General features: G+C 57.7%; 18 protein-coding genes. 8 read left to right on the plus strand and 10 right to left on the minus strand.

All coding sequences use genetic code 11. From position 1 onward, the window contains the following. Positions 1-148: 148 nt before the first annotated feature. The 3 genes from PWS46_RS01955 to PWS46_RS01965 all read right to left on the minus strand — a co-directional run bounded on the left by PWS46_RS01955 (position 149) and on the right by PWS46_RS01965 (position 2,554). Positions 149-1,420, minus strand: a complete 1,272-nt coding sequence (locus PWS46_RS01955; RefSeq protein ID WP_434617357.1) for an ABC transporter substrate-binding protein — start codon at positions 1,418-1,420, stop codon at positions 149-151. A gap of 151 nt (positions 1,421-1,571) precedes the next feature. Then, positions 1,572-2,012 (minus strand): MarR family winged helix-turn-helix transcriptional regulator, encoded by a 441-nt coding sequence (locus tag PWS46_RS01960; RefSeq protein WP_434617360.1) that lies wholly within the window; start codon positions 2,010-2,012, stop codon positions 1,572-1,574. 368 nt (positions 2,013-2,380) lie between these two features. Next, on the minus strand, positions 2,381-2,554 hold the full coding sequence (locus PWS46_RS01965; RefSeq protein ID WP_434617363.1) for a hypothetical protein: 174 nt from the start codon (positions 2,552-2,554) through the stop codon (positions 2,381-2,383). A 417-nt stretch (positions 2,555-2,971) separates the two neighbouring features. On the opposite strand from PWS46_RS01965, the gene PWS46_RS01970 reads away from it, so the two are divergent. Together PWS46_RS01970 and PWS46_RS01975 are read left to right on the plus strand one after the other, a co-directional pair. After that, positions 2,972-4,240: an outer membrane beta-barrel protein gene (locus PWS46_RS01970; protein WP_434617366.1), complete on the plus strand. Its 1,269-nt coding sequence runs from the start codon at positions 2,972-2,974 to the stop codon at positions 4,238-4,240. 372 nt (positions 4,241-4,612) lie between these two features. Next, a complete protein-coding gene (locus PWS46_RS01975) occupies positions 4,613-5,194 on the plus strand; it encodes a polysaccharide biosynthesis/export family protein (protein ID WP_434617369.1) in 582 nt (193 codons plus the stop codon). Positions 5,195-5,298: 104 nt separating this feature from the next. On the opposite strand, the gene PWS46_RS01980 is transcribed toward PWS46_RS01975, so the two are convergent. Then, on the minus strand, positions 5,299-5,493 hold the full coding sequence (locus tag PWS46_RS01980; protein WP_434617372.1) for a hypothetical protein: 195 nt from the start codon (positions 5,491-5,493) through the stop codon (positions 5,299-5,301). A gap of 423 nt (positions 5,494-5,916) precedes the next feature. On the opposite strand from PWS46_RS01980, the gene PWS46_RS01985 reads away from it, so the two are divergent. The 5 genes from PWS46_RS01985 to PWS46_RS02005 all read left to right on the plus strand — a co-directional run bounded on the left by PWS46_RS01985 (position 5,917) and on the right by PWS46_RS02005 (position 11,813). Then, positions 5,917-7,095: a tyrosine-type recombinase/integrase gene (locus PWS46_RS01985; RefSeq protein ID WP_434617375.1), complete on the plus strand. Its 1,179-nt coding sequence runs from the start codon at positions 5,917-5,919 to the stop codon at positions 7,093-7,095. A 269-nt stretch (positions 7,096-7,364) separates the two neighbouring features. Further along, the gene (locus tag PWS46_RS01990) at positions 7,365-7,625 is read left to right on the plus strand and encodes a helix-turn-helix transcriptional regulator (RefSeq protein ID WP_434617378.1); all 261 of its coding nucleotides are present in this window, start codon (positions 7,365-7,367) and stop codon (positions 7,623-7,625) included. Next, positions 7,622-9,373, plus strand: coding sequence for a DUF927 domain-containing protein (locus PWS46_RS01995; protein WP_434617381.1), 1,752 nt, complete (start codon positions 7,622-7,624; stop codon positions 9,371-9,373). Before PWS46_RS01990 ends, PWS46_RS01995 begins: the two co-directional genes overlap by 4 nt. A 230-nt stretch (positions 9,374-9,603) precedes the next feature. After that, a complete protein-coding gene (locus PWS46_RS02000) occupies positions 9,604-10,602 on the plus strand; it encodes a hypothetical protein (protein ID WP_434617384.1) in 999 nt (332 codons plus the stop codon). A 527-nt stretch (positions 10,603-11,129) separates the two neighbouring features. After that, entirely contained in the window at positions 11,130-11,813 is a 684-nt protein-coding gene (locus PWS46_RS02005; RefSeq protein ID WP_434617387.1) for a hypothetical protein, read from the plus strand. Between the two features lie 225 nt (positions 11,814-12,038). Here PWS46_RS02005 and PWS46_RS02010 read toward each other — a convergent pair whose 3' ends face one another. Then, complete coding sequence (locus tag PWS46_RS02010) at positions 12,039-12,767, minus strand: heparin lyase I family protein (RefSeq protein ID WP_434617390.1); 729 nt, start codon at positions 12,765-12,767, stop codon at positions 12,039-12,041. After that, on the minus strand, positions 12,764-13,171 hold the full coding sequence (locus tag PWS46_RS02015) for a hypothetical protein (RefSeq protein ID WP_434617393.1): 408 nt from the start codon (positions 13,169-13,171) through the stop codon (positions 12,764-12,766). The genes PWS46_RS02010 and PWS46_RS02015 overlap by 4 nt, the downstream gene beginning before the upstream one ends. Before the next feature lie 171 nt (positions 13,172-13,342). Between PWS46_RS02015 and PWS46_RS02020 the strand changes: the two genes are divergently transcribed. Further along, positions 13,343-13,741, plus strand: coding sequence for a helix-turn-helix transcriptional regulator (locus tag PWS46_RS02020; protein WP_434617396.1), 399 nt, complete (start codon positions 13,343-13,345; stop codon positions 13,739-13,741). A 30-nt stretch (positions 13,742-13,771) separates the two neighbouring features. On the opposite strand, the gene PWS46_RS02025 is transcribed toward PWS46_RS02020, so the two are convergent. Genes PWS46_RS02025 through PWS46_RS02040 form a run of 4 tightly spaced genes read right to left on the minus strand, consistent with a single transcriptional unit; the run spans position 13,772 to position 17,125 of the window. Beyond that, entirely contained in the window at positions 13,772-14,239 is a 468-nt protein-coding gene (locus PWS46_RS02025) for a very short patch repair endonuclease (protein ID WP_434617399.1), read from the minus strand. Further along, positions 14,239-15,285, minus strand: a complete 1,047-nt coding sequence (locus tag PWS46_RS02030) for a DNA cytosine methyltransferase (protein WP_434617402.1) — start codon at positions 15,283-15,285, stop codon at positions 14,239-14,241. The genes PWS46_RS02025 and PWS46_RS02030 overlap by 1 nt, the downstream gene beginning before the upstream one ends. Beyond that, positions 15,282-15,998: an MAE_28990/MAE_18760 family HEPN-like nuclease gene (locus PWS46_RS02035; RefSeq protein ID WP_434617405.1), complete on the minus strand. Its 717-nt coding sequence runs from the start codon at positions 15,996-15,998 to the stop codon at positions 15,282-15,284. Before PWS46_RS02035 ends, PWS46_RS02030 begins: the two co-directional genes overlap by 4 nt. Beyond that, positions 15,995-17,125 (minus strand): DUF262 domain-containing protein, encoded by a 1,131-nt coding sequence (locus tag PWS46_RS02040; protein ID WP_434617408.1) that lies wholly within the window; start codon positions 17,123-17,125, stop codon positions 15,995-15,997. The genes PWS46_RS02035 and PWS46_RS02040 overlap by 4 nt, the downstream gene beginning before the upstream one ends. Positions 17,126-17,491 lie beyond the last annotated feature (366 nt).

Raw genomic sequence — 17,491 nt, forward strand, 5'->3', positions numbered from 1 at the left:
CGGACTCTTGCCCCCACCCCAACCCTCCCCCTCTTGGAGGGAGAGGGACTCAGTTGCAGAGCGGCGGCAGTCGCCTCTCCCACCAGAGGTGGGGGAGGGTTAGGGAGGGGGCAATCGAAGCAGGAGGGGGCAATCGAAGCCTACAACGTCACTCCGCCGGCCGCATCTTGCGCGCCACGTCCTCGGGCGGCAGGTAGTTGGCGCCGTCGGCGTAGTGCCAGTCCTTCATGGTACCGCGGCCGTCCTTGACGGTGGTGGTGCCGACGTAGGTGCCCATGGTCGCCTGATGGTCGGAGGCGCGGAAGGTGATCGGGCCGACCGGGCTGTCGATGGTCAGGCCGGCCAGCGCATCGACGATCGGCTCGGCGTTGCTGGATTTGGCCTTGGTGATCGCGGCGGCGACCGCCTTCATGGTGGTGTAGCCGACGATGGAACCCGCCTTGGGCGATTCCTTGAAGCGCGCGGTGTAGGCGGCGACGAAGGCCTTGTGGGCGGGCGTGTCGATCTGATCCCAGGGATAGCCGGTGACGATCCAGCCTTCCGGCGCCTCGTCCTTCATCGGCTCCAGATATTCCGGCTCGCCGGTCAGCAGGCTGACGACCTTGCGGTTGCGGAACAGCCCGCGCCCTTCGCCCTCGCGGACGAATTTGGCGAGATCGGCGCCGAAGGTTACGTTGAAGATCGCGTCGGGCTTGGCGGCGGCCAGCGCCTGGACGGTCGGGCCGGCCTCCAGCTTGCCCTGGGCCGGCCACTGCTCGGCCACGAACTCCACGTCCGGGCGCTTTTCCTTCAGCAGCTGCTTGAACCACGCCACCGCCGACTGGCCGTATTCGTAGTTGGGGGCGACGGTGGCCCAGCGCTTGGCCGGCAGCTTCGCCGCCTCCTCCACCAGCATCGCCGCCTGCATGTAGGTGCTGGGGCGCAGGCGGAAGGTGTAGCGGTTGCCCTTCGACCAGGTGATGGCGTCGGTCAGCGGCTCGGCCGCGACGAAGGGCACCTTGTTGCGCGCGGCGAAATCGGCGACGGCCAGCCCGATGTGCGAGAAATAGGTGCCGGCCAGCACGTCCACCGCCTCGTTCGTCACCAGCTCCTGCGCGACGCGCACCGCGTCGTCGGGCTTGCCGGCATCGTCGCGCGAGACGACCTGCAGCTCGCAGCAGCCGATCACGCCGCCCTGGGCGTTGATCTCTTCCAGCGCTAGCTGCCAGCCCTGGCGGTAGGGGATGGTGAAGGCGGGCAGGCCGGTGTAGCTGTTGATCTCGCCCACGCGGACCGGCGCGCCGGAAAATTTCACCGGCTCCTTCGCGGATTGGGCCGCGGCGGGACCGATGGCGAGTGCGGCGACGGAGAGGGCGGCGAACAGAGCGGCCGAAAGACGGGACTTCGCCGTCGGCGAGGCGGTCGGGTGGCGGTGCTTCATCCTGCGGGGACCCCGGTTCGTGAGAGACCAGCGGCGTGTCCGGGTCGCGGTGCGACGCAACACACCGCGTTCATAGCAAACCCCGCGCAAAAGTCACCGCCTGATCGGGGTTTTCCCGTTCGGCCTTTCTCAAACCATCAGGCGATGCCGCCTACATCAGGCGGGCCAGCAGGGCCATGAACTGCACACGCTCTTCCTCCGAAAGCGGTTCCAGCGTGCGTTCGTGGGCCGCGGCGGCGTTGGCCGTCAGGTCGACGACCAGCGCCTGACCGATCCGCGTCAGCCGGACGCTGGTGCGGCGGCGGTCCTGCGGGTCGGGCTGGCGTTCGACCAGATTGCGCTCCACCAGCCGCAGGATCACCCCCTGCGTGGTCGCCGGATCCATGTAGGTCAGCCGGCCGAGCTGGTTCTGCGACAGCGGCCCCTCGGCATGCAGGGTGGCAAGCGCCGCCCATTGGGTGGGGGTCAGCAGCGAATCGCCGATCAGGTCGATGAAGATCGCCGACGAGCGCTGATGAGCGCGGCGGAGGCGGTGATGAACCTGGCCGGCCAACTGGTAGTCGTCGGGAGGCAGTCGTCCGAAGTCGTCCATGGCAACGGGCCCGTGGTTCGCGCCCGCCTTCGGTCCGGGACGAAGGCTGGGGCGGGCACGGACCGCCGCTCCCGGCTGCGTGGGCAGAGGTGGCCCGGCGTTTACCGCCTGTCGCCACCCATTGCGTCCATTATGCGTTCCTCATGGAAAGGGTAGAAAACACAATGGGCGCAGTGCAACCTTCGCAGATGCGTCATAGAGCCACAGGAATGCAAACGTCATCGGCGGCGCAACAAAAGAAGCGGTGCAAGTTCGAAAACAAGGCGATCGCCGCTTCTGCCGCAATTCGCGTTGTCCCGGTCGCCGATTCATGACGCCGTCGTCACGATACGCTTTGGCCGGCGCCGCTTCTCGCCGCCTGTTCTTCGTCAGGGTTTCCGCTTGGGCGGATAGCTGTCGGGCGGAGCGGTCTTCTCGGCAGGACTGGCCGCGTCCTCGCCATCGGGCGGCGTCACCCCGCCCGGCGTGTAGGGTGGGATTGTGGAGTCGGGCGGACGCTTGGTCGAGGGTGGCGGCGGCGGCGTGTCGAGTCGGCGGGTCATGCGGCACCTTTCCTGGTCAGGAATCGTCATGAACAACCCGGTGCGCGGCGGACGGTTCCAAGTAGGGCGGGGGCAGGGGCGGGGGAGCATCGCCAGTTTTGTCGGGCGGCGGCTATGACCTTCATCTTACGACCATTTAAAAAGAGGACTGGAATCAAGCAAATCATTGCCGCCGCCGGTCTTGTCCCATTGCCGGTCATTTGTTGCGGCCACACCACAGGACGCCGCAAAAGCGGCGGCGACCGGGCTTCACTGTTGCGGGAGGAGCACGGTTTGTTGTGTCTTTGCCGAGGATGCGTCCGCATCGGTTCCAGCCGGAAGGCGGTGACCGGCCGTATCCCACCAAGGGGCCGGCCCCCGGCCCGACGAGCCGACCGAACCCAGAGCCGACCGAACCCAGCCAAGCGCGGTGACTCCATGAAGACCAGCACCCTTTCCCTCCTCGCCCTCGCTCTCGCCTCGACCGGGCTGACGTCGCTTCCCGCCGCCGCCCAGGACGACCTGCAGCGTGGCGAAACCGTGCTGGAGCGCCGCCGGCCGGAGCTGGAGCAGCTTGGCGTCCGCGCCGGCTCCTTCCTGTTCCTGCCGCGGGTGGAAGCCGGCGCCACCTATGAGACCAACGTCTACGCCACCCGCGACAACCACGAGGACGACGTCATCTGGACCGTCCGTCCGCGGATCGACATCAAGTCCGACTTCGCGGCCCATGCGCTGAACTTCTCCGCTTCCGCCGATACCGGCCGCTACAGCGACCATTCCGGCGAGAATTACACCGACTATGCCGCGCAGGCCGACGGCCGTTACGACGTGAACAAGGGCGGTGCGCTGGACGCCCGACTGTTCCACCGCCGCAACCACGAAGGCCGCGGCGACATCAACAGCTTGCAGGGCTACGCCGAGCCGGTGAAGTATTTCACCAGCGGCGGCGAGGCCGGCTATACCCAGCGTTTCAACCGCCTGCGCGCCCGCGTGTCGGGGTCGGCCCAGTACATCTCCTATGACGACGTCGACCTGATCGGCGGCGGCGTCGCCCGCCAGGGCGACCGCGACCGCTGGGAATATGCGACGGTCGGCCGCGTAGGCTATGAGTTCATCGAGGGCTACGAGGCCTTCGTCCAGGGCACCTATTCCTGGACCCGCCACAAGAACGACCGCGACGCCTTCGGGCTCGACCGCGATTCGGACGGGTACGAGGTGGTGGGCGGTGTCGCCAGCCAGCTGAGCGGCCTGATCACCGGGGAGCTGTTCGCCGGCTACCTCGTCCGCAACTACAAGGATTCGCGGCTGGAGGACTTCAGCGGCCTGTCCTTCGGCGGACGCTTGAATTGGGCGGTCACCCAGCTGACCGGCATCAGCGCGACCGCCAGCCGTCAGGTGCGTGAGACCTCGGCCAGCCCGGGCTTCGGCACCGCCTCCAGCTACACCCGCACCCTGTTCGCCCTGGGCGTCGATCACGAGCTGCTGCGCTCGCTGGTGCTGAACGCCCGGCTGCAGTACCGCCAGGACGACTTCAACGGCAACGACCGCAACGACAAGGTCTATACGGCCAGCATCGGCGGCACCTATCAGATGAACCGCTACCTGTATCTGACCAGCGGCTACACCTATGAAAAGCGCAACTCCAACCTGAGCGCGGCCGAGTACAGCGACAACCTGATCTACCTGCGACTCGGCGCCCAGATGTAATCCAGCCTGTAATCCGCCGAATCCGGATCGTCCGTCTGGGAAAGTCCCGGCCAAAGGTCCTAAAGGTTTTGCTGAACAGGGCAGGGCGTCCGTCCTATGACGGGCGCCCTTTTCTTATGCCTGCTTTTATGGCCGGTGGAGATGTATTGGGGGGATCCGAAGGCGGTAATTCCTCTCCACTTTTTCCCAAGCGCTTGCGAGTTGCTAGTCTCCACCCGAATTCAGGTGCGTGACCAAAGGGCGCCGCTGCAAGGCGGCCGGCGGATGGGCGGTTCCAGGGAGCCATTCCATCCATCCGGACCTACCGGACCGGCGATCAGAACCGGACCGGCGCTGCGGCAGGCATCCACCAGCCAGGGAAAGGGTTTAGGGATGAATCGACGTCATATGTTCCGTGCGCTGGGCCAGGGGATCGGGTTGGCCGCGCTCGCCGTTGCCATGGTCGGCTGTGCCGGCAACGACGCGCCGATGGAGACCGCCGGCGCCGGTCAGATCGGCGAATACCATCTCGGCCCGGGCGACGCCTTGCGCGTCATCGTGTTCGGTGAGGAACAGCTGTCCGGCGAGTTCCGCGTGGACGGTACCGGCAAGGTCGCCATGCCGCTGATCGGTGAAGTCTCTGCCAAGGACCGCAGCACCCGCGATCTTGAAAAGGAAATCACCACCCGTCTGGCCGCCGGCTACGTGAAGGACCCGAAGGTCAGCGTCGAGGTGCTGAACCACCGGCCCTTCTTCATCCTGGGCGAGGTGCGCAACCCCGGCCAGTACCAGTATGTCAACGGCATGACCGCCCTGTCGGCCGTGGCGATGGCCGGTGGCTACACCTATCGCGCCAAGGAGGATTACGTCCTGATCACCCGCGGCGCCGATCCCAAGAAGGAAATCCGCAAGGCTCCGATCACGACCTCGGTGATGCCGGACGACGTCGTCCGCGTGCCGGAGCGCTATTTCTGAGCGCAGGTTTCGAAGGGCCGATTGCCGGACGCCTGACAGCAGAAAGCCCGACCGGGATCCCCGGCCGGGCTTTTAGCTATTCCGGGCGATTCGCATTCTGGCGGTCAGGTGTCGAGCGTGTCGCCGCCCTTCTTCTGGCCCGGCGGGATACGCTGGTCCTTGGGAGCGATGGGATCGTGCGACATGCCGTGCGTCGGCGTGGTGCCGGCCGCCTCGTCGTCGGTGCCGAGCGGCGCGGCGGCGGGATCGGTGGCCGGAACCTTGTCGCCGGTCAGCCCGCGGTCGATGTCCGCGCGCATCCGATGGGCCTCCGCGCTCGGAGTGGTGGGCGTGTCACCGCCCGACTCGGGACGCTGGGGCTTTGTCATGATCGGCCTTTCGCACAAGCTGGTGTCAGGGGGCATTCCAATGCCTCCTCCAACCGTGCTGCCGTCCAACGGTTCCGTGGTGACAATAACGCCAGTGCGGCATCGGGGTCGCCATTGCGTCGAGCAAACATCCCCAGTGCGCGGTGGTGCCGGATACAGGAATCGAACCCGTGACCTTCTGATTACAAATTAGATTGCGCATCTATCCTTGAGTGCTCTGGGGGTATTCAGACCATTACGTCTCCACTGTTTACAACTTGTAAACTCGCTCTGAAAATATACTGAGCGATACCGGCTCTGACCTGTTCCGTTACCTCCGCGTTACCTATATGGCGCAAAGGAGGTACTAGCCTTATGCCGACAGCGAAACTCACTAAGCGCATCATCGACGCCGCCAAGCCGGGTACGACCGATCTGATGATCTGGGACACCGAGGTGAGGGGATTCGGATTCAAGCTCACACCCAAGGGCCATCGATCGTTCGTCTATATCTATCGCGGTCCAGATGGCAAGCAGCGCAAGCCGACCATCGGCCGTTACGGTATTCTAACGGTCGAACAGGCGCGTGATGAGGCGCGTAAACTGGCATTTCAGGTTCAGCAAGGACGTGACCCTTCGCTGGAACGCCAGCTTGAACACACCGCACTCACCTTGTCTGACCTGTGCGACAGATATCTGGAGGATCACTGCCGACCGAAAAATAAACCGAAGACGGTCGAAGAGACTGAGGGGCTGATTGAGAAATACATTAAGCCGAACATGGGGGCTTTGCGTGTAAAGGATGTGAGTGGCGCGCACATCTCTAAGTTTCATAGCTCCTTGAAGGAAAAGAAAACCACAGCAAATCGCTGTATTGCTGCTCTAAGCAAAATGATGAATCTTGCGGAAATGTGGGAGCTGCGACCGCGCAATTCCAATCCGTGTAAGTGGATTGAGAAATACCCAGAAGTGAAGCGCGAACGATTCCTATCGAGCGTGGAGATTGCTAGGTTGAACCGCGTTCTCGATCAGCATGAATCGGTATCGCCCTTCATGGTAGCTGCGGTGCGGCTGCTATTGCTTACTGGCGCGCGTTCAAGCGAGATCAAGACACTGAAATGGTCGTACATCGACTTGGAGCATCGCCGCATCAATCTCCCGGATACCAAGACGGGCAAGCGCAGCATTCCCATCACCGACCCGGTGCATAGGGTGTTGACCGCCATCCCCAGGATGCCGGGAAGCCCTTGGGTGATCGCCGGCCGCACCCCCGAAACGCACGTGCAGGATTTCCAAAAATTTTGGCAGCGTGTGCGTAAAGCGGCCAAGTTGGAGGACGTCCGTATTCACGACCTGCGCCATACCTTTGCCAGCTTCGCGCTTGCGGAGAATATGTCATTGAAGGGTGTTGGCGACTTGCTCGGCCATTCACAAGCCGCCACGACCGCCCGCTATGCCCACATCGTCGACAGCTTCCAGCGGGAGAACGCCAATAAGGTTGCCAGTGTCCTTGACGCGGCACTGGGAGGTCAACCCGCACCCGCGGCTGAATGAAAATGCCGTTGCCGGTGGTTGACACCGGCAACGGTCAAGCCCATCTCGGACGCATCCAGTCGAGGTGGCTGGTCGAGGGTCTGGTTCTTACGGGAAAGCCGGATCTTGGTGGTCGGGAGGTCCGACCGCGCAAATCCCAACGCATGATTCGATGGTTGTCACCGCTCGACGGTCGGCGCTTTCGGATGATGGGTGGGGTCTGTGGCGGTGCGGGCCTTTTTAGTGCTTACGTCGTCGCAGGGTCCCGGAACCTTGTAAGGACAGTGAGCATGACGTGTGAATTCTGCCTCCTGGCCGCCGGTTCCGCAGCGGGATTGGTCGGTCAACCGACGAAGGAATACCTCGACGAGCGCGAGGTTGCTGCCATCTACAGCCTGAGCGTGCCGTTTCTGCGCAAGCGGCGGCACCACGGCGGTGGGCCTGCCTTCAGCAAGATCGGTCGAAAGGTCCTCTACGCGCGCGCCAGCGTCGAATCGTGGCTTGCCGACCATCGCCGCACCTCGACCTCCGACGATGGGAGGAGCGCGTGAGCATTCTTCCCATTGCCAACGCTGACGCTCAGGTCGCCGAGGTCGGCGCTCCCTTCGAGTTGCGCGACGACGGCGTCTATCTGCTCGACATTGACAAGCATGGACAGACCACCTCCGTCCGCATCAGCGGCCCGCTGGTGGTCATCGCGCGGTCTCGCAGCTTCAACGACACCGATTGGGGCCGGTTGGTTGCGATCACCACTCCCGATGGGAAGCGACGGGAGCTGTACGTGCCGGATGATGTCATCTCCGGTACGCCGACAGCCCTCGCCGGCCTGCTCGCCCGTAACGGCCTCGATGTCGCGCCTGACGCCGAGTACCGGCGCCTCCTGCCGAACTACCTCCTGTCATGCAACCCCGGTCGCTTCGTGCGTCGGACCACTCAGACCGGTTGGTGCTCCACCAACACCTTCATCTATGGCGCTCAGGTGATTGGCGAGTCGCCGGAACGGATCTGCGTAGAAGGATCCGACGACTCGGGCTTCCTGACCAGCGGTTCGCTCGACGGATGGAAGGATGAGATTGCCCTGCCGTCCATTGGGAACTCCCGCCTGATGTTCGCTCTATCGCTGGCCTTCACCGGCCCCCTCCTCCGCTTGCTGCAACAGGAGAACCTTGGCGTCCACCTGCGCGGACGCTCCAGCACCGGGAAGACCACCGCAGCCGCTGTCGCCGCCAGTGTGTGGGGACCGGGTGATACCCGCTTCATTCGCTCGTGGAGGGCGACCGACAATGCGCTGGAACCGCTTGCCGCCAGCCGCTGCGACTCGCTGCTGGTGCTGGACGAGATCAGTCAAGCCGCGCCGCGTGTCGTCGCTGACGCCGCCTACATGCTGATGAATGGGCAGGGCAAAGCTAGGATGACGCGCCGTGCCGGAGCGGAACCCTCGCTTCGCTGGAAGGTCGCCGTCCTTTCGACGGGAGAGACGTCCTTGTCGAGCATGCTGACGAGGGGACCGCAGGTCGTGCAGGCCGGTCAAGAGGTTCGGCTGATCGACCTGCCCGCCGACGCTGGTGCAGGCGCCGGCATCTTCGACGGGGTGCCGGATGGAGAGACGCCGAGTGCATTTGCGCGGCGCTTGGCACAGTCCAGCGTTCGGGAATACGGAACCGCTGGAACCGCCTTCATCCGCGCGCTGATCCTCGACGAGGGGAAGGGGGTGCATGAGGCGCGACAGCAGATCGACGCCTTCGTCGACCTGCATTGCGATTCGGACGTAGATGGTCAGGTGCGTCGCGTCGCTCATCAGTTCGGCATCGTCGGCACAGCCGGCGAACTGGCGATCCGATTCGGTGTCCTGCCCTGGTCGGAAGGGAGTGCCACCGACGCTGCGGGTCGGTGCTTCTCTGATTGGATGAGTGAACGCGCTTCGACCAAAGCCCATGAAGCCAGTGCGGGAATAGAGCGAGTCCGTGACTTCATCCTTCGGCACGGCATGACCCGCTTCACCTCCCTCAACGATCCGGAGGAGCGGCCCGCGAGCAACCGTGTCGGGTTCCGTGAGCGGGCCAGGGGAAATGACACCGACTACTACATCTTCCCCAGCGCATTCCGGGACGATATCTGCGCTCCGCTCCACTTCCGCGATGTGCTCCGAGAGTTGGAGACGCAGGGCTATTTGGTGAAGGCACGCAATGGAAGCCCGTCGGTGTCGAAGCGGCTGCCGGGATACAGCAACGCGATCAAGGTCTACCACCTGCGTGGATCGGTCGTCGGTGATGGGGAGCAGGACGACACGGAAGAGTGACCGGGTGAGGGAGTGGTGGCCGTCAACCACTCCCATCCTCCTGTGACGGTGTGACCGTGTGACTGAGGTTACACGGTCAATCCCAGACAATGGAGAAGAATGGATCCAGTCACGCTGGTCAATGCAATGTTGTTTTCCACAACACCTAATCAGATGCGTTGACTTTCCGAAAGGAAATTCACCTTCTCCTTCGTCTAGTTTTACTAGAACCTATTCGCCAGATAAACGACATGGATAAAAAAGAGAGAGACAAAGGTCTGACCTACGGACTTCGTCGTCATCGTAAGATTGCTGTTGATAGGTTGATGGAGATCGGACTGTCCGACATTAGTCGGAAAATCTCCAGTTGTAGTGAAAGTGAAACGCTGATGCCGAAAGGACGGTCTCGCCCCGTTCGATGCCATCATCTTTTCTGCCCGTCTTGCCGTCAGGTCAGGATGCATGACCGGGAGAGTAGCTTTCTTGATCGCTTCACACAGGTTCCAGCCGATAAGCTCGCGATGGTCACTCTGCTGTTCCAGCCTCATCGCAGCTTGTTCATTGATCAATCGGACGGAATTGATAACGTACCACGCGATCAGGTCGCTAAATCACCCAGATCACCGACCGCTAAGTTCGACATTGACCGTACTAAGCTTCAATATTCACGACTAATCGCTCGGGAGTTCGACGAATACGTACAGGTCGGAGGTGTGGAATTTGAAGAGGTTGCTCCTGATTGCGGACCGCACAAACGTGCATTTGTCGAGTCGTTCGCCGATGACAGCGCGTTGAACACGCCGGTGCTCGTATCTCACGCGCACTTCGTATTTGCTGCCCGCCGTCAAGGAGAGTGGGTTCCGCGGGACGAGATTGGTAGAGTTCTGCGCACGTCGTTCAACCGCCCATTCCAGGTGCGGGTTGACCCGCCAAAAGAAAGGAATCAACGCGGATTTCCGATGACGAAGAGGGAAGCCATCACCGGATTCCTCCGCTACTCGATGAAGGGATTCAGCGACTTCTCCGACACCTTCATCAAGGAGGTTGCGGAGTTTGACACGATGGTGACGAAACACTTCTTCGCGTTTAATCGTTCAACCACTGCCTTCCGGAAGCGATTGTCACCCAGGAAGGATGCATCACCGACTGGCGTCGCTGTGATCGAACCTTCATCGGTCGCCGATCCCATGGATCAGGATAATGGGACAGATGCTCAGATGCACGCACGTGAGTCTCTGATCAACGCCTGATCCGTCCGCCTGGGGAACTACATCCCAGGTTGGACGATCACTCTGCACCCTCCCCACGGGTCATTCTGTACATGTCCGCAGTGATGGTATCGTCGCTGCGGACATCGTCGCATGTTAAAGCCCTGGCCTGCATCATCAACCTGATCGGTTTCTCGCCCTCACAGACTCATTCTAATCGGTACGCTGAGAATTAACCGGCGTAGAGAGGTGCAATGGCCGTCGAAAAGAACTGCCGCCGCTGTACAATCGCAGAGATAAATTACAATGCGGAGATAAATCTAACCAATAATTATCTTAAAAAATACTGTAGATGTATTGTGGATGACGACTGTGCAAATTCATAATTCAATACACGGTCAAACCGTATTCCAATTAGTCCTGTCACATTACATGCGCAGCAGATATTCCCTTGAAACATCATGTTGTCACTAGATTTAGCGCGATTATCTGAACGATGCTCTTACCTAGTCGCTGACCCACTAACGGGCGGACAGTCGTGACAATGAAGAGCTGGAGCTGATAACAACATGAGCTTACGATTCTGGCGAAACTCGTTTATAGCCATCATCTCGTTCGTCGCAATATTGATATCGATACTAGTTAGCCAATGGCCTTCGATTACAAGATACAGAGACATAGAACGGGGGATATCAGCATGTTCAGTCGGACTTTCTTCAGAAGCAACAGTTTCTCTGGGTGTCAAGCAATTGAAAAGAGAAGCCATCACAACAGGAGACGTCAACACAACTACTATCCCTAGCATACTTCAAGGGCTCAAAAATGATGATAGCAAAATTGTAGCCTTCAAAGTAATACAAGATTGCGTAAAAAATTACACAGCAGCAAATATTTCTGATCAATATGTTGTGCAGAGGAAAATTAAGGAAGGGGACGAGCAAATCTCCCACTACGACGGCGGAAATGGTGATCCGGTGACAAATTGTGTCAGTACTGACCCCGACGGCTGGGATATTGTTGAAAACAGCGGGCGTGTGAGGACATATGCGGCTGTAAATGCGACATTCGTTTTTGTTCAGCAAGTAAAAAATGACAAGTATAACTGGTGCCAAACATGGTATGCAGGAAAAGGAAGCGGTAATCGAGCTACGAATATGGCCGGTGTTGCTCAGGTATTTCTAGAGAGAAAGGTTTTGTCTCAACCCAAAGGATTGCTTCCGTCTATATGGGAATACTTCGTAGGTTCAGTATAATTGCGCGGGGCATCGTAATATGAGATCGATTCTGATGGCGTGACTTAGCACGGGTAATGAGATAAAACTTGAGGGAGCGACGCTTTTTGCTGGATTCGACATGCGGATCCTCACCGCATGTCGAATCCCTGCCGCGCTTCACGACGCCGTGAAGCGTATGTAGGTCCGGTCAAATGCCAGATACATAGGGTGTCGACAGACCATCCTTTCAGGTTGGAAACATCTTCAGTCCCTGCGAACATCCTTGAAGTATACAACGGTAGTCGGTGCGTACACGTCGTTAATCCGGTAAATCCCAAACTTGAACCAATTCATTCCGCTTGGGTAACCATTTGGCCCATCGTAGTTAAGAATGGATTTGCCGTTCATCAATGCATAAAAATGTCCGTCGCTTCCTTGGCTCCATACCGTACTGAACTCGAATGAATTCCAACGGTCAAACTGGAAGTCGTCTATACGTTTGATTGCAACCTGTTTCGGCATGCCAGCACCCTCTTCGACCAGCACAACGGATATCCACAGGCTACCTTCAGAGAAATACAAAGCTGCAGTCGGCCACCCCAGCATGTACTTAGGATCACCACCTCTTCCTTGGTGCCATTGGGCGATAATCACCTGACCGCTTGTTCCATTGATCTTTCCATTGACCTTTGACGGAACAAGAACGTCAAACTTGTATCTGTACCGGACACCGTTGGAATCATAGCTCTTACCAAAGCTGATCTCAGACCGACTGCTGTCTTTGAAGCCATCATTCCACCTATCGCCTGGCCTCACCTCGAACCTAAGTGATTTAACTCCTTGTACCTCGGATTCCGTGAGCGAGTGTGTTCCAGACGCTTGTAGGATCCCGGCGCCAACCCCCGAAAAATTGGTTGTACTTGTAGAACAAGAAGAGAGAAAACAGGCCGAAATCAGAAATGTACAGACTTGCGTTGCAATGTTGTTTTTCATTGCAGGTCTCTACTGTTGCCGTTCTCAACAGCCATTGTCCAGTTGCATCTACCTCCATCGCGCGGATCACAGACGATGTATTGGCCACCCTCTGCTCTGTAAATCGCCATGCACACCAATCCCCCCTGAGTTGAAGACTCGCAACGGCGATTATCTTTGATCTCATAGGGCCCTTCAAACCGCCGGGCGCCCATCTTGAACACCCTATATCCATCATTTCGATAATAGATGATCACCTCTTGGCCAGATTGTGATTTATGAACAAGGGTATTCCCGACGACAATTCCTGTAAGTTCCGCGCTAGAGAGAGGGGTTGCTGCACTCGCAGCAAGTGAATTGACAGTTATATCAACTCCATAGGCATTGGCAGAGATGACTGTCATTGCTATCGATATCAGCGCCATATACCTCAAAGATTTCACTGCTTTCTCCTTTTTGACTCTACAACTCAACAACCAGGGTTGGGTAATTGTCCCGGAGCAGGATATTAACCCGATAATATTTTTCGGTAAATTGCCTATACCCGAAAAAATGATCTATGGTCAGCAGCCGTCCCCGAAAGGATGTTTCGGGGTATGTCAGATGACCTGAAGCGAATTGTCGGATTGAGAGTCCGTGGCGAGCGCTTGGCCCGCGGAATTACCCAAGAGCAGCTATCAGAGCGCATCGATAGGACAGTTGAAACAGTGTCAAACCTCGAGCGAGGAAAGGCGTGGCCGGGAATTGACACGCTTCTACAGATCTGTGATGTGTTCCAGATCAAGATATCACAGATATTTGAGGATGATGACAGCCTGCATCCCACCAGTAAAAGAGTGGAGTTGCAAGCTTATATGAGAGTTCTCTTGGGAAAACTCGCAGACAACGACCTCGAAATTGCTGTTCGACAAGTAGAGGTATTGGTCGATAGACGACAGGTCGGTCCTGAAGTCAATCGTGGCAAGCGGCTGTTGTCGCGATCTAATAAGAGCTAGATTAACTGACGGTAGCTTCCGTCATTCTCTTTAAGAGTGATTCTGTATGGATAATTTTGTATGGCAATCTATACTGGAAACGGTTGCACCAAGAAAATTTTGAAGCGCTGCAGATAATTTAATATGGTCTTTAACCTCGCATTCCCATACAACCAAGTAATCCCAGCCGATCTTCTCAAGATCTTTCTGGTTGCGTAAATCCCGATTTATGTTTGCATCAAATTTTGATGACCAAAACTCCGTGCGAGTTTTGGGGGTTGTAGATTTAGAGCAACCAGAATGCCGATGCCAGAAGCAGCCATGAACGAAGATAGCCTTCTTCTTGGATCTGAATACGATATCGGGGCGACCGGGTAGCTCTTTGGCGTGCAACCTGAACCTATAACCGAGCGCATGCAGTAAACGCCGTACGACCATTTCCGGTTTGGTGTTCTTCGACCCGATCCGCGCCATGAGCGCGGATCGGCTAGGTAGAACTGGCGGTTCCTGTTCAGCCATCAGTGGCGATGACTCATGAGATGTTCGGTAAGAACACTGCCGATATATTCCCCCAGTAGAACTGGAACCGCATTGCCGATCAGCCGCCCGAGAGTTGCGAACTTGATCGGCTGATCGGGAGGAACGAAAGCATAGTCCCTTGGAAAGCTCTGAAGCATTGCGGCTTCTCTCAAGCTAATTGCACGATCCTGTTCAGGATGGCCAAACCTTCCATTTCCAAAGCCATAGCATTGAGTAGTCATGGTCGGTGCTGGTTCGTCCCACTCCATCCTTCCATAGACGGACGGGTAGGTTGTGCCGGTGTCCCGGGTATGGCAAGGGGCCACGAGATCCTTTGGCCAGTCACGCCAAGTGCCTCCCGGCTTAGAGTGGCGGATGCGCTTCAGGTTCGTCGGACTTAGCGACGCGGACACATGCAAAGGATCAGTCGGATCCGCATTGCCAGCTGCGATAGGCGGTAAGCCGCCAATAGCGTCACGAACCGTTACCTTCGGCTTGCTGACCCTAGGCAATTTGATTGGACCCAGGGCCGATGCGACCAGCACCAGTCGCTGCCTTCTCTGTGGTAGCCCGATGTCGCGACCATCCACCACATCGAAGTCGACATGGTAGTCGGCCTCCTTAAGTGCCGCTACGAACTGCTTGAATATCTCCTGCTTCATCAGCGGCGGCACGTTTTCCATCGTGATGAAGGTTGGCCGAACGGACAAGACAAGGGAGGAAAAATATGTCAGCAACTCCCAGTCCGCATGCTGCTTTTCGCGACGTGCCGGCTGGGAATACGAAGAAAAGGGCTGGCAAGGCGCGCAACCGGCAATCAATGTCACCCTAGCGTCCCCAAAGGCCGCTAGAATGTCCGAAGCAGATAGCTTCGAAACATCTGCCTCCAGGAACTTGGCGGCATTGTTCTGCTCCATCGGGAACCGACAGGCTGGATCGAGATCGACGCCCAATCGGACATCAATGCCGGCTTTGGTCAGCCCATAGGTCAGTCCACCGACACCACAGAACAAATCGACCGCGACGATTTCAGATTCGCTGCTCATGCAGCGGCCTCCTCCGTCTGAAGGTAAGCCTCGGTATCTAGGTAGGCCTTGTAGCATTCTGTAACAGCTTTCAGAAACGGTAGCACACGTCCCGCCAACTCCTCCAAATTATCCAAAGTCATACTTCGTGCGCCTTCCTCGAAAGTAGTAGAGCCGTGGGCAATTGCATTGCGCCTATCAGCAAGGAACTGCATTGCGGTTGTCTCATCACGATATTTTCTTTCGAAGGCGGCCCGACTGATCTCAGGAGAAAATCTCAATTGGCAGCCGAGACGATTAGCAACCTTCTTTATCGCCTCGTCGTTCCAACTACCGGGTTCACCCTTCACGATGAATTCCTCTGGAGCATTGCCGGATACCAGAACGCGACTAACACCAGCCAGCCTTTTGAAGGCTCCTTCTCCGATTTTCTCCTCGCCACTCCACACAGCTGCACGAACCCATTCTTTAAGCACCGCTTCCGTCCAGAGCGCTGGACGCTTTGTAACCACAGTTCGGCCCACGGTCTCCAATGTCCTAGTCGTTACAGCTTCCACGATGTTGTAAAGATGAACGAGAAGGCCGGACTTAATCGTGTTGATGTGCCGAACCTCAACACGGAGATCGTTTTCGTTCGTTCCTTCGTCAACCCGCGCTTCTAACATTCGGGCAACGGTGAGATGGCTGGCGAACTCCTCTCGCCGTTCATCTAGATAGTTCAGAACGTCTCTCATTGCATCCCTAGCCAATCTCTGACCATCTTGATCCGCTTCAGCAGCTTGCTTTTGACATTGGCTGCGTCGGATGTGGTTGCCTCTTTATATCCCTCCGTGTTCAGAAGAGGAGTGATGTCCGGGGCGCGTTCGAAGAGGTCCGGGTCGGCCCGAAGGGCCAGCGCCGAACCAACAGCAATAGATTCAAATCTTACTCGCGGCACCTGACTTCCGCTTGCACTCTTGGTAAATCCAAAAGGCGAAACCTTCTTGACAAATGCCAGTACGCGCATGAACTCAGCTGACATTTCATTCAGCTTTGCAGACTCGCCGTTTTCTTCAATTTCCCTTGCGCTCAGATCGTTCATTGACTTAACGAACAAGAAGTAGAAGCGACGAGGCTCTTCCTTATAGTCGGGTATATCGCCACAATCTCCATCGCTCGCAATTGCCGCCGGATCGAAGCTCTCCAAGTAGGCGAAGAAGCGGGTTACGAGTTCTTCTCTCTCGCGTTTGTCTACTAGCTGTGAGTTGATGGGAGTCAGCTCGATGAACTCTGGAGAATCAGCAAGACTAATGATCATGCTCATGAAAGGCCCTGGCAGACTGCCACGACGCACCTCCGCATCCGTCGCGGTAGTGCCTCCCGTATTGATGCGAGCAAACATCTCAGTCCGCGTCACCGCGTCGGTGGCATTGTCTAGAATAATGACGCGGATTGGCGTCTCAACAAACTTGAGTTGTCGAGAAGGAGGAAGGTCGGAATATCTCATTCCATTTACCGCAGGAAGAGTCTCCAATCCTTTCAAAACAAGAGTATTGTCGATGAAGTTCCGAATAGTGCGAATACGTTGCGATCCATCCACGATCTCCATTCGCCCTTCTTGGTCTTGCCAGAAGAAGACGAAAGGAATTGGCAACCCCATGAAGACTGACTCGATGAACTTCGATTGCTTCTCCACCGGCCAAGTATGCTCGCGCTGATATCCTGGCACATAATACCGATCGTTCTTTAGTCGCTGTACGATATGTTCAAATGAATATTCGGTAACCGTGAACTTCACGGTGCGCGCATAATCGCTGATCTGCTTCTCGGCCTCCTCGACCTTGACCGGATCAATAGGCTTCCGTTTCGTCTTCGTTGCCATCACAACCCCACATTTAGCGTACTGAGAATCACATAACGCCCCATATCGCCTGCCCTGACCTCGGCATGCTGTAGGGAAGGGAGTACCATGGCTCAGAACCTCATTCCATTACGTTCTTCTATTGTTCTTGAGGTCGTGAGTGAGTCATGCCAAACGGAGAGGGCGGCTGGTAGCGGCGGGTTCCTCCTGGCATTGAACGAATGTCCAGCGATTTTTGTGCGAGTTCCCACGGGTGGGCAGCTTGATATCGCGCTTGTCGATGTCACTTTATCCTGTGTGCGCAGGTCATGGTCCGCCAAAGTGGTGCTAGACCGACGGATGATGATTTTGGCAAGAACGGAATGCCTCTGATTCCCTAGAGGTGAT

This window comes from Azospirillum sp. B2RO_4, from assembly GCF_051124815.1.
GTDB lineage: Bacteria > Pseudomonadota > Alphaproteobacteria > Azospirillales > Azospirillaceae > Azospirillum.

Excerpts from the sequence above, each read along its gene's own strand:
- PWS46_RS01955 (WP_434617357.1), bottom strand. The coding sequence starts at position 1,420 with ATGAAGCACCGCCACCCGACCGCCTCGCCGACGGCGAAGTCCCGTCTT.
- PWS46_RS01960 (WP_434617360.1), bottom strand. The coding sequence starts at position 2,012 with ATGGACGACTTCGGACGACTGCCTCCCGACGACTACCAGTTGGCCGGC.
- PWS46_RS01965 (WP_434617363.1), bottom strand. The coding sequence starts at position 2,554 with ATGACCCGCCGACTCGACACGCCGCCGCCGCCACCCTCGACCAAGCGT.
- PWS46_RS01970 (WP_434617366.1), top strand. The coding sequence starts at position 2,972 with ATGAAGACCAGCACCCTTTCCCTCCTCGCCCTCGCTCTCGCCTCGACC.
- PWS46_RS01975 (WP_434617369.1), top strand. The coding sequence starts at position 4,613 with ATGAATCGACGTCATATGTTCCGTGCGCTGGGCCAGGGGATCGGGTTG.
- PWS46_RS01980 (WP_434617372.1), bottom strand. The coding sequence starts at position 5,493 with ATGCGCGCGGACATCGACCGCGGGCTGACCGGCGACAAGGTTCCGGCC.
- PWS46_RS01985 (WP_434617375.1), top strand. The coding sequence starts at position 5,917 with ATGCCGACAGCGAAACTCACTAAGCGCATCATCGACGCCGCCAAGCCG.
- PWS46_RS01990 (WP_434617378.1), top strand. The coding sequence starts at position 7,365 with ATGACGTGTGAATTCTGCCTCCTGGCCGCCGGTTCCGCAGCGGGATTG.
- PWS46_RS02000 (WP_434617384.1), top strand. The coding sequence starts at position 9,604 with ATGGATAAAAAAGAGAGAGACAAAGGTCTGACCTACGGACTTCGTCGT.
- PWS46_RS02005 (WP_434617387.1), top strand. The coding sequence starts at position 11,130 with ATGAGCTTACGATTCTGGCGAAACTCGTTTATAGCCATCATCTCGTTC.
- PWS46_RS02010 (WP_434617390.1), bottom strand. The coding sequence starts at position 12,767 with ATGAAAAACAACATTGCAACGCAAGTCTGTACATTTCTGATTTCGGCC.
- PWS46_RS02015 (WP_434617393.1), bottom strand. The coding sequence starts at position 13,171 with ATGGCGCTGATATCGATAGCAATGACAGTCATCTCTGCCAATGCCTAT.
- PWS46_RS02020 (WP_434617396.1), top strand. The coding sequence starts at position 13,343 with ATGTCAGATGACCTGAAGCGAATTGTCGGATTGAGAGTCCGTGGCGAG.
- PWS46_RS02025 (WP_434617399.1), bottom strand. The coding sequence starts at position 14,239 with ATGGCTGAACAGGAACCGCCAGTTCTACCTAGCCGATCCGCGCTCATG.
- PWS46_RS02030 (WP_434617402.1), bottom strand. The coding sequence starts at position 15,285 with ATGAGCAGCGAATCTGAAATCGTCGCGGTCGATTTGTTCTGTGGTGTC.
- PWS46_RS02035 (WP_434617405.1), bottom strand. The coding sequence starts at position 15,998 with ATGAGAGACGTTCTGAACTATCTAGATGAACGGCGAGAGGAGTTCGCC.
- PWS46_RS02040 (WP_434617408.1), bottom strand. The coding sequence starts at position 17,125 with ATGGCAACGAAGACGAAACGGAAGCCTATTGATCCGGTCAAGGTCGAG.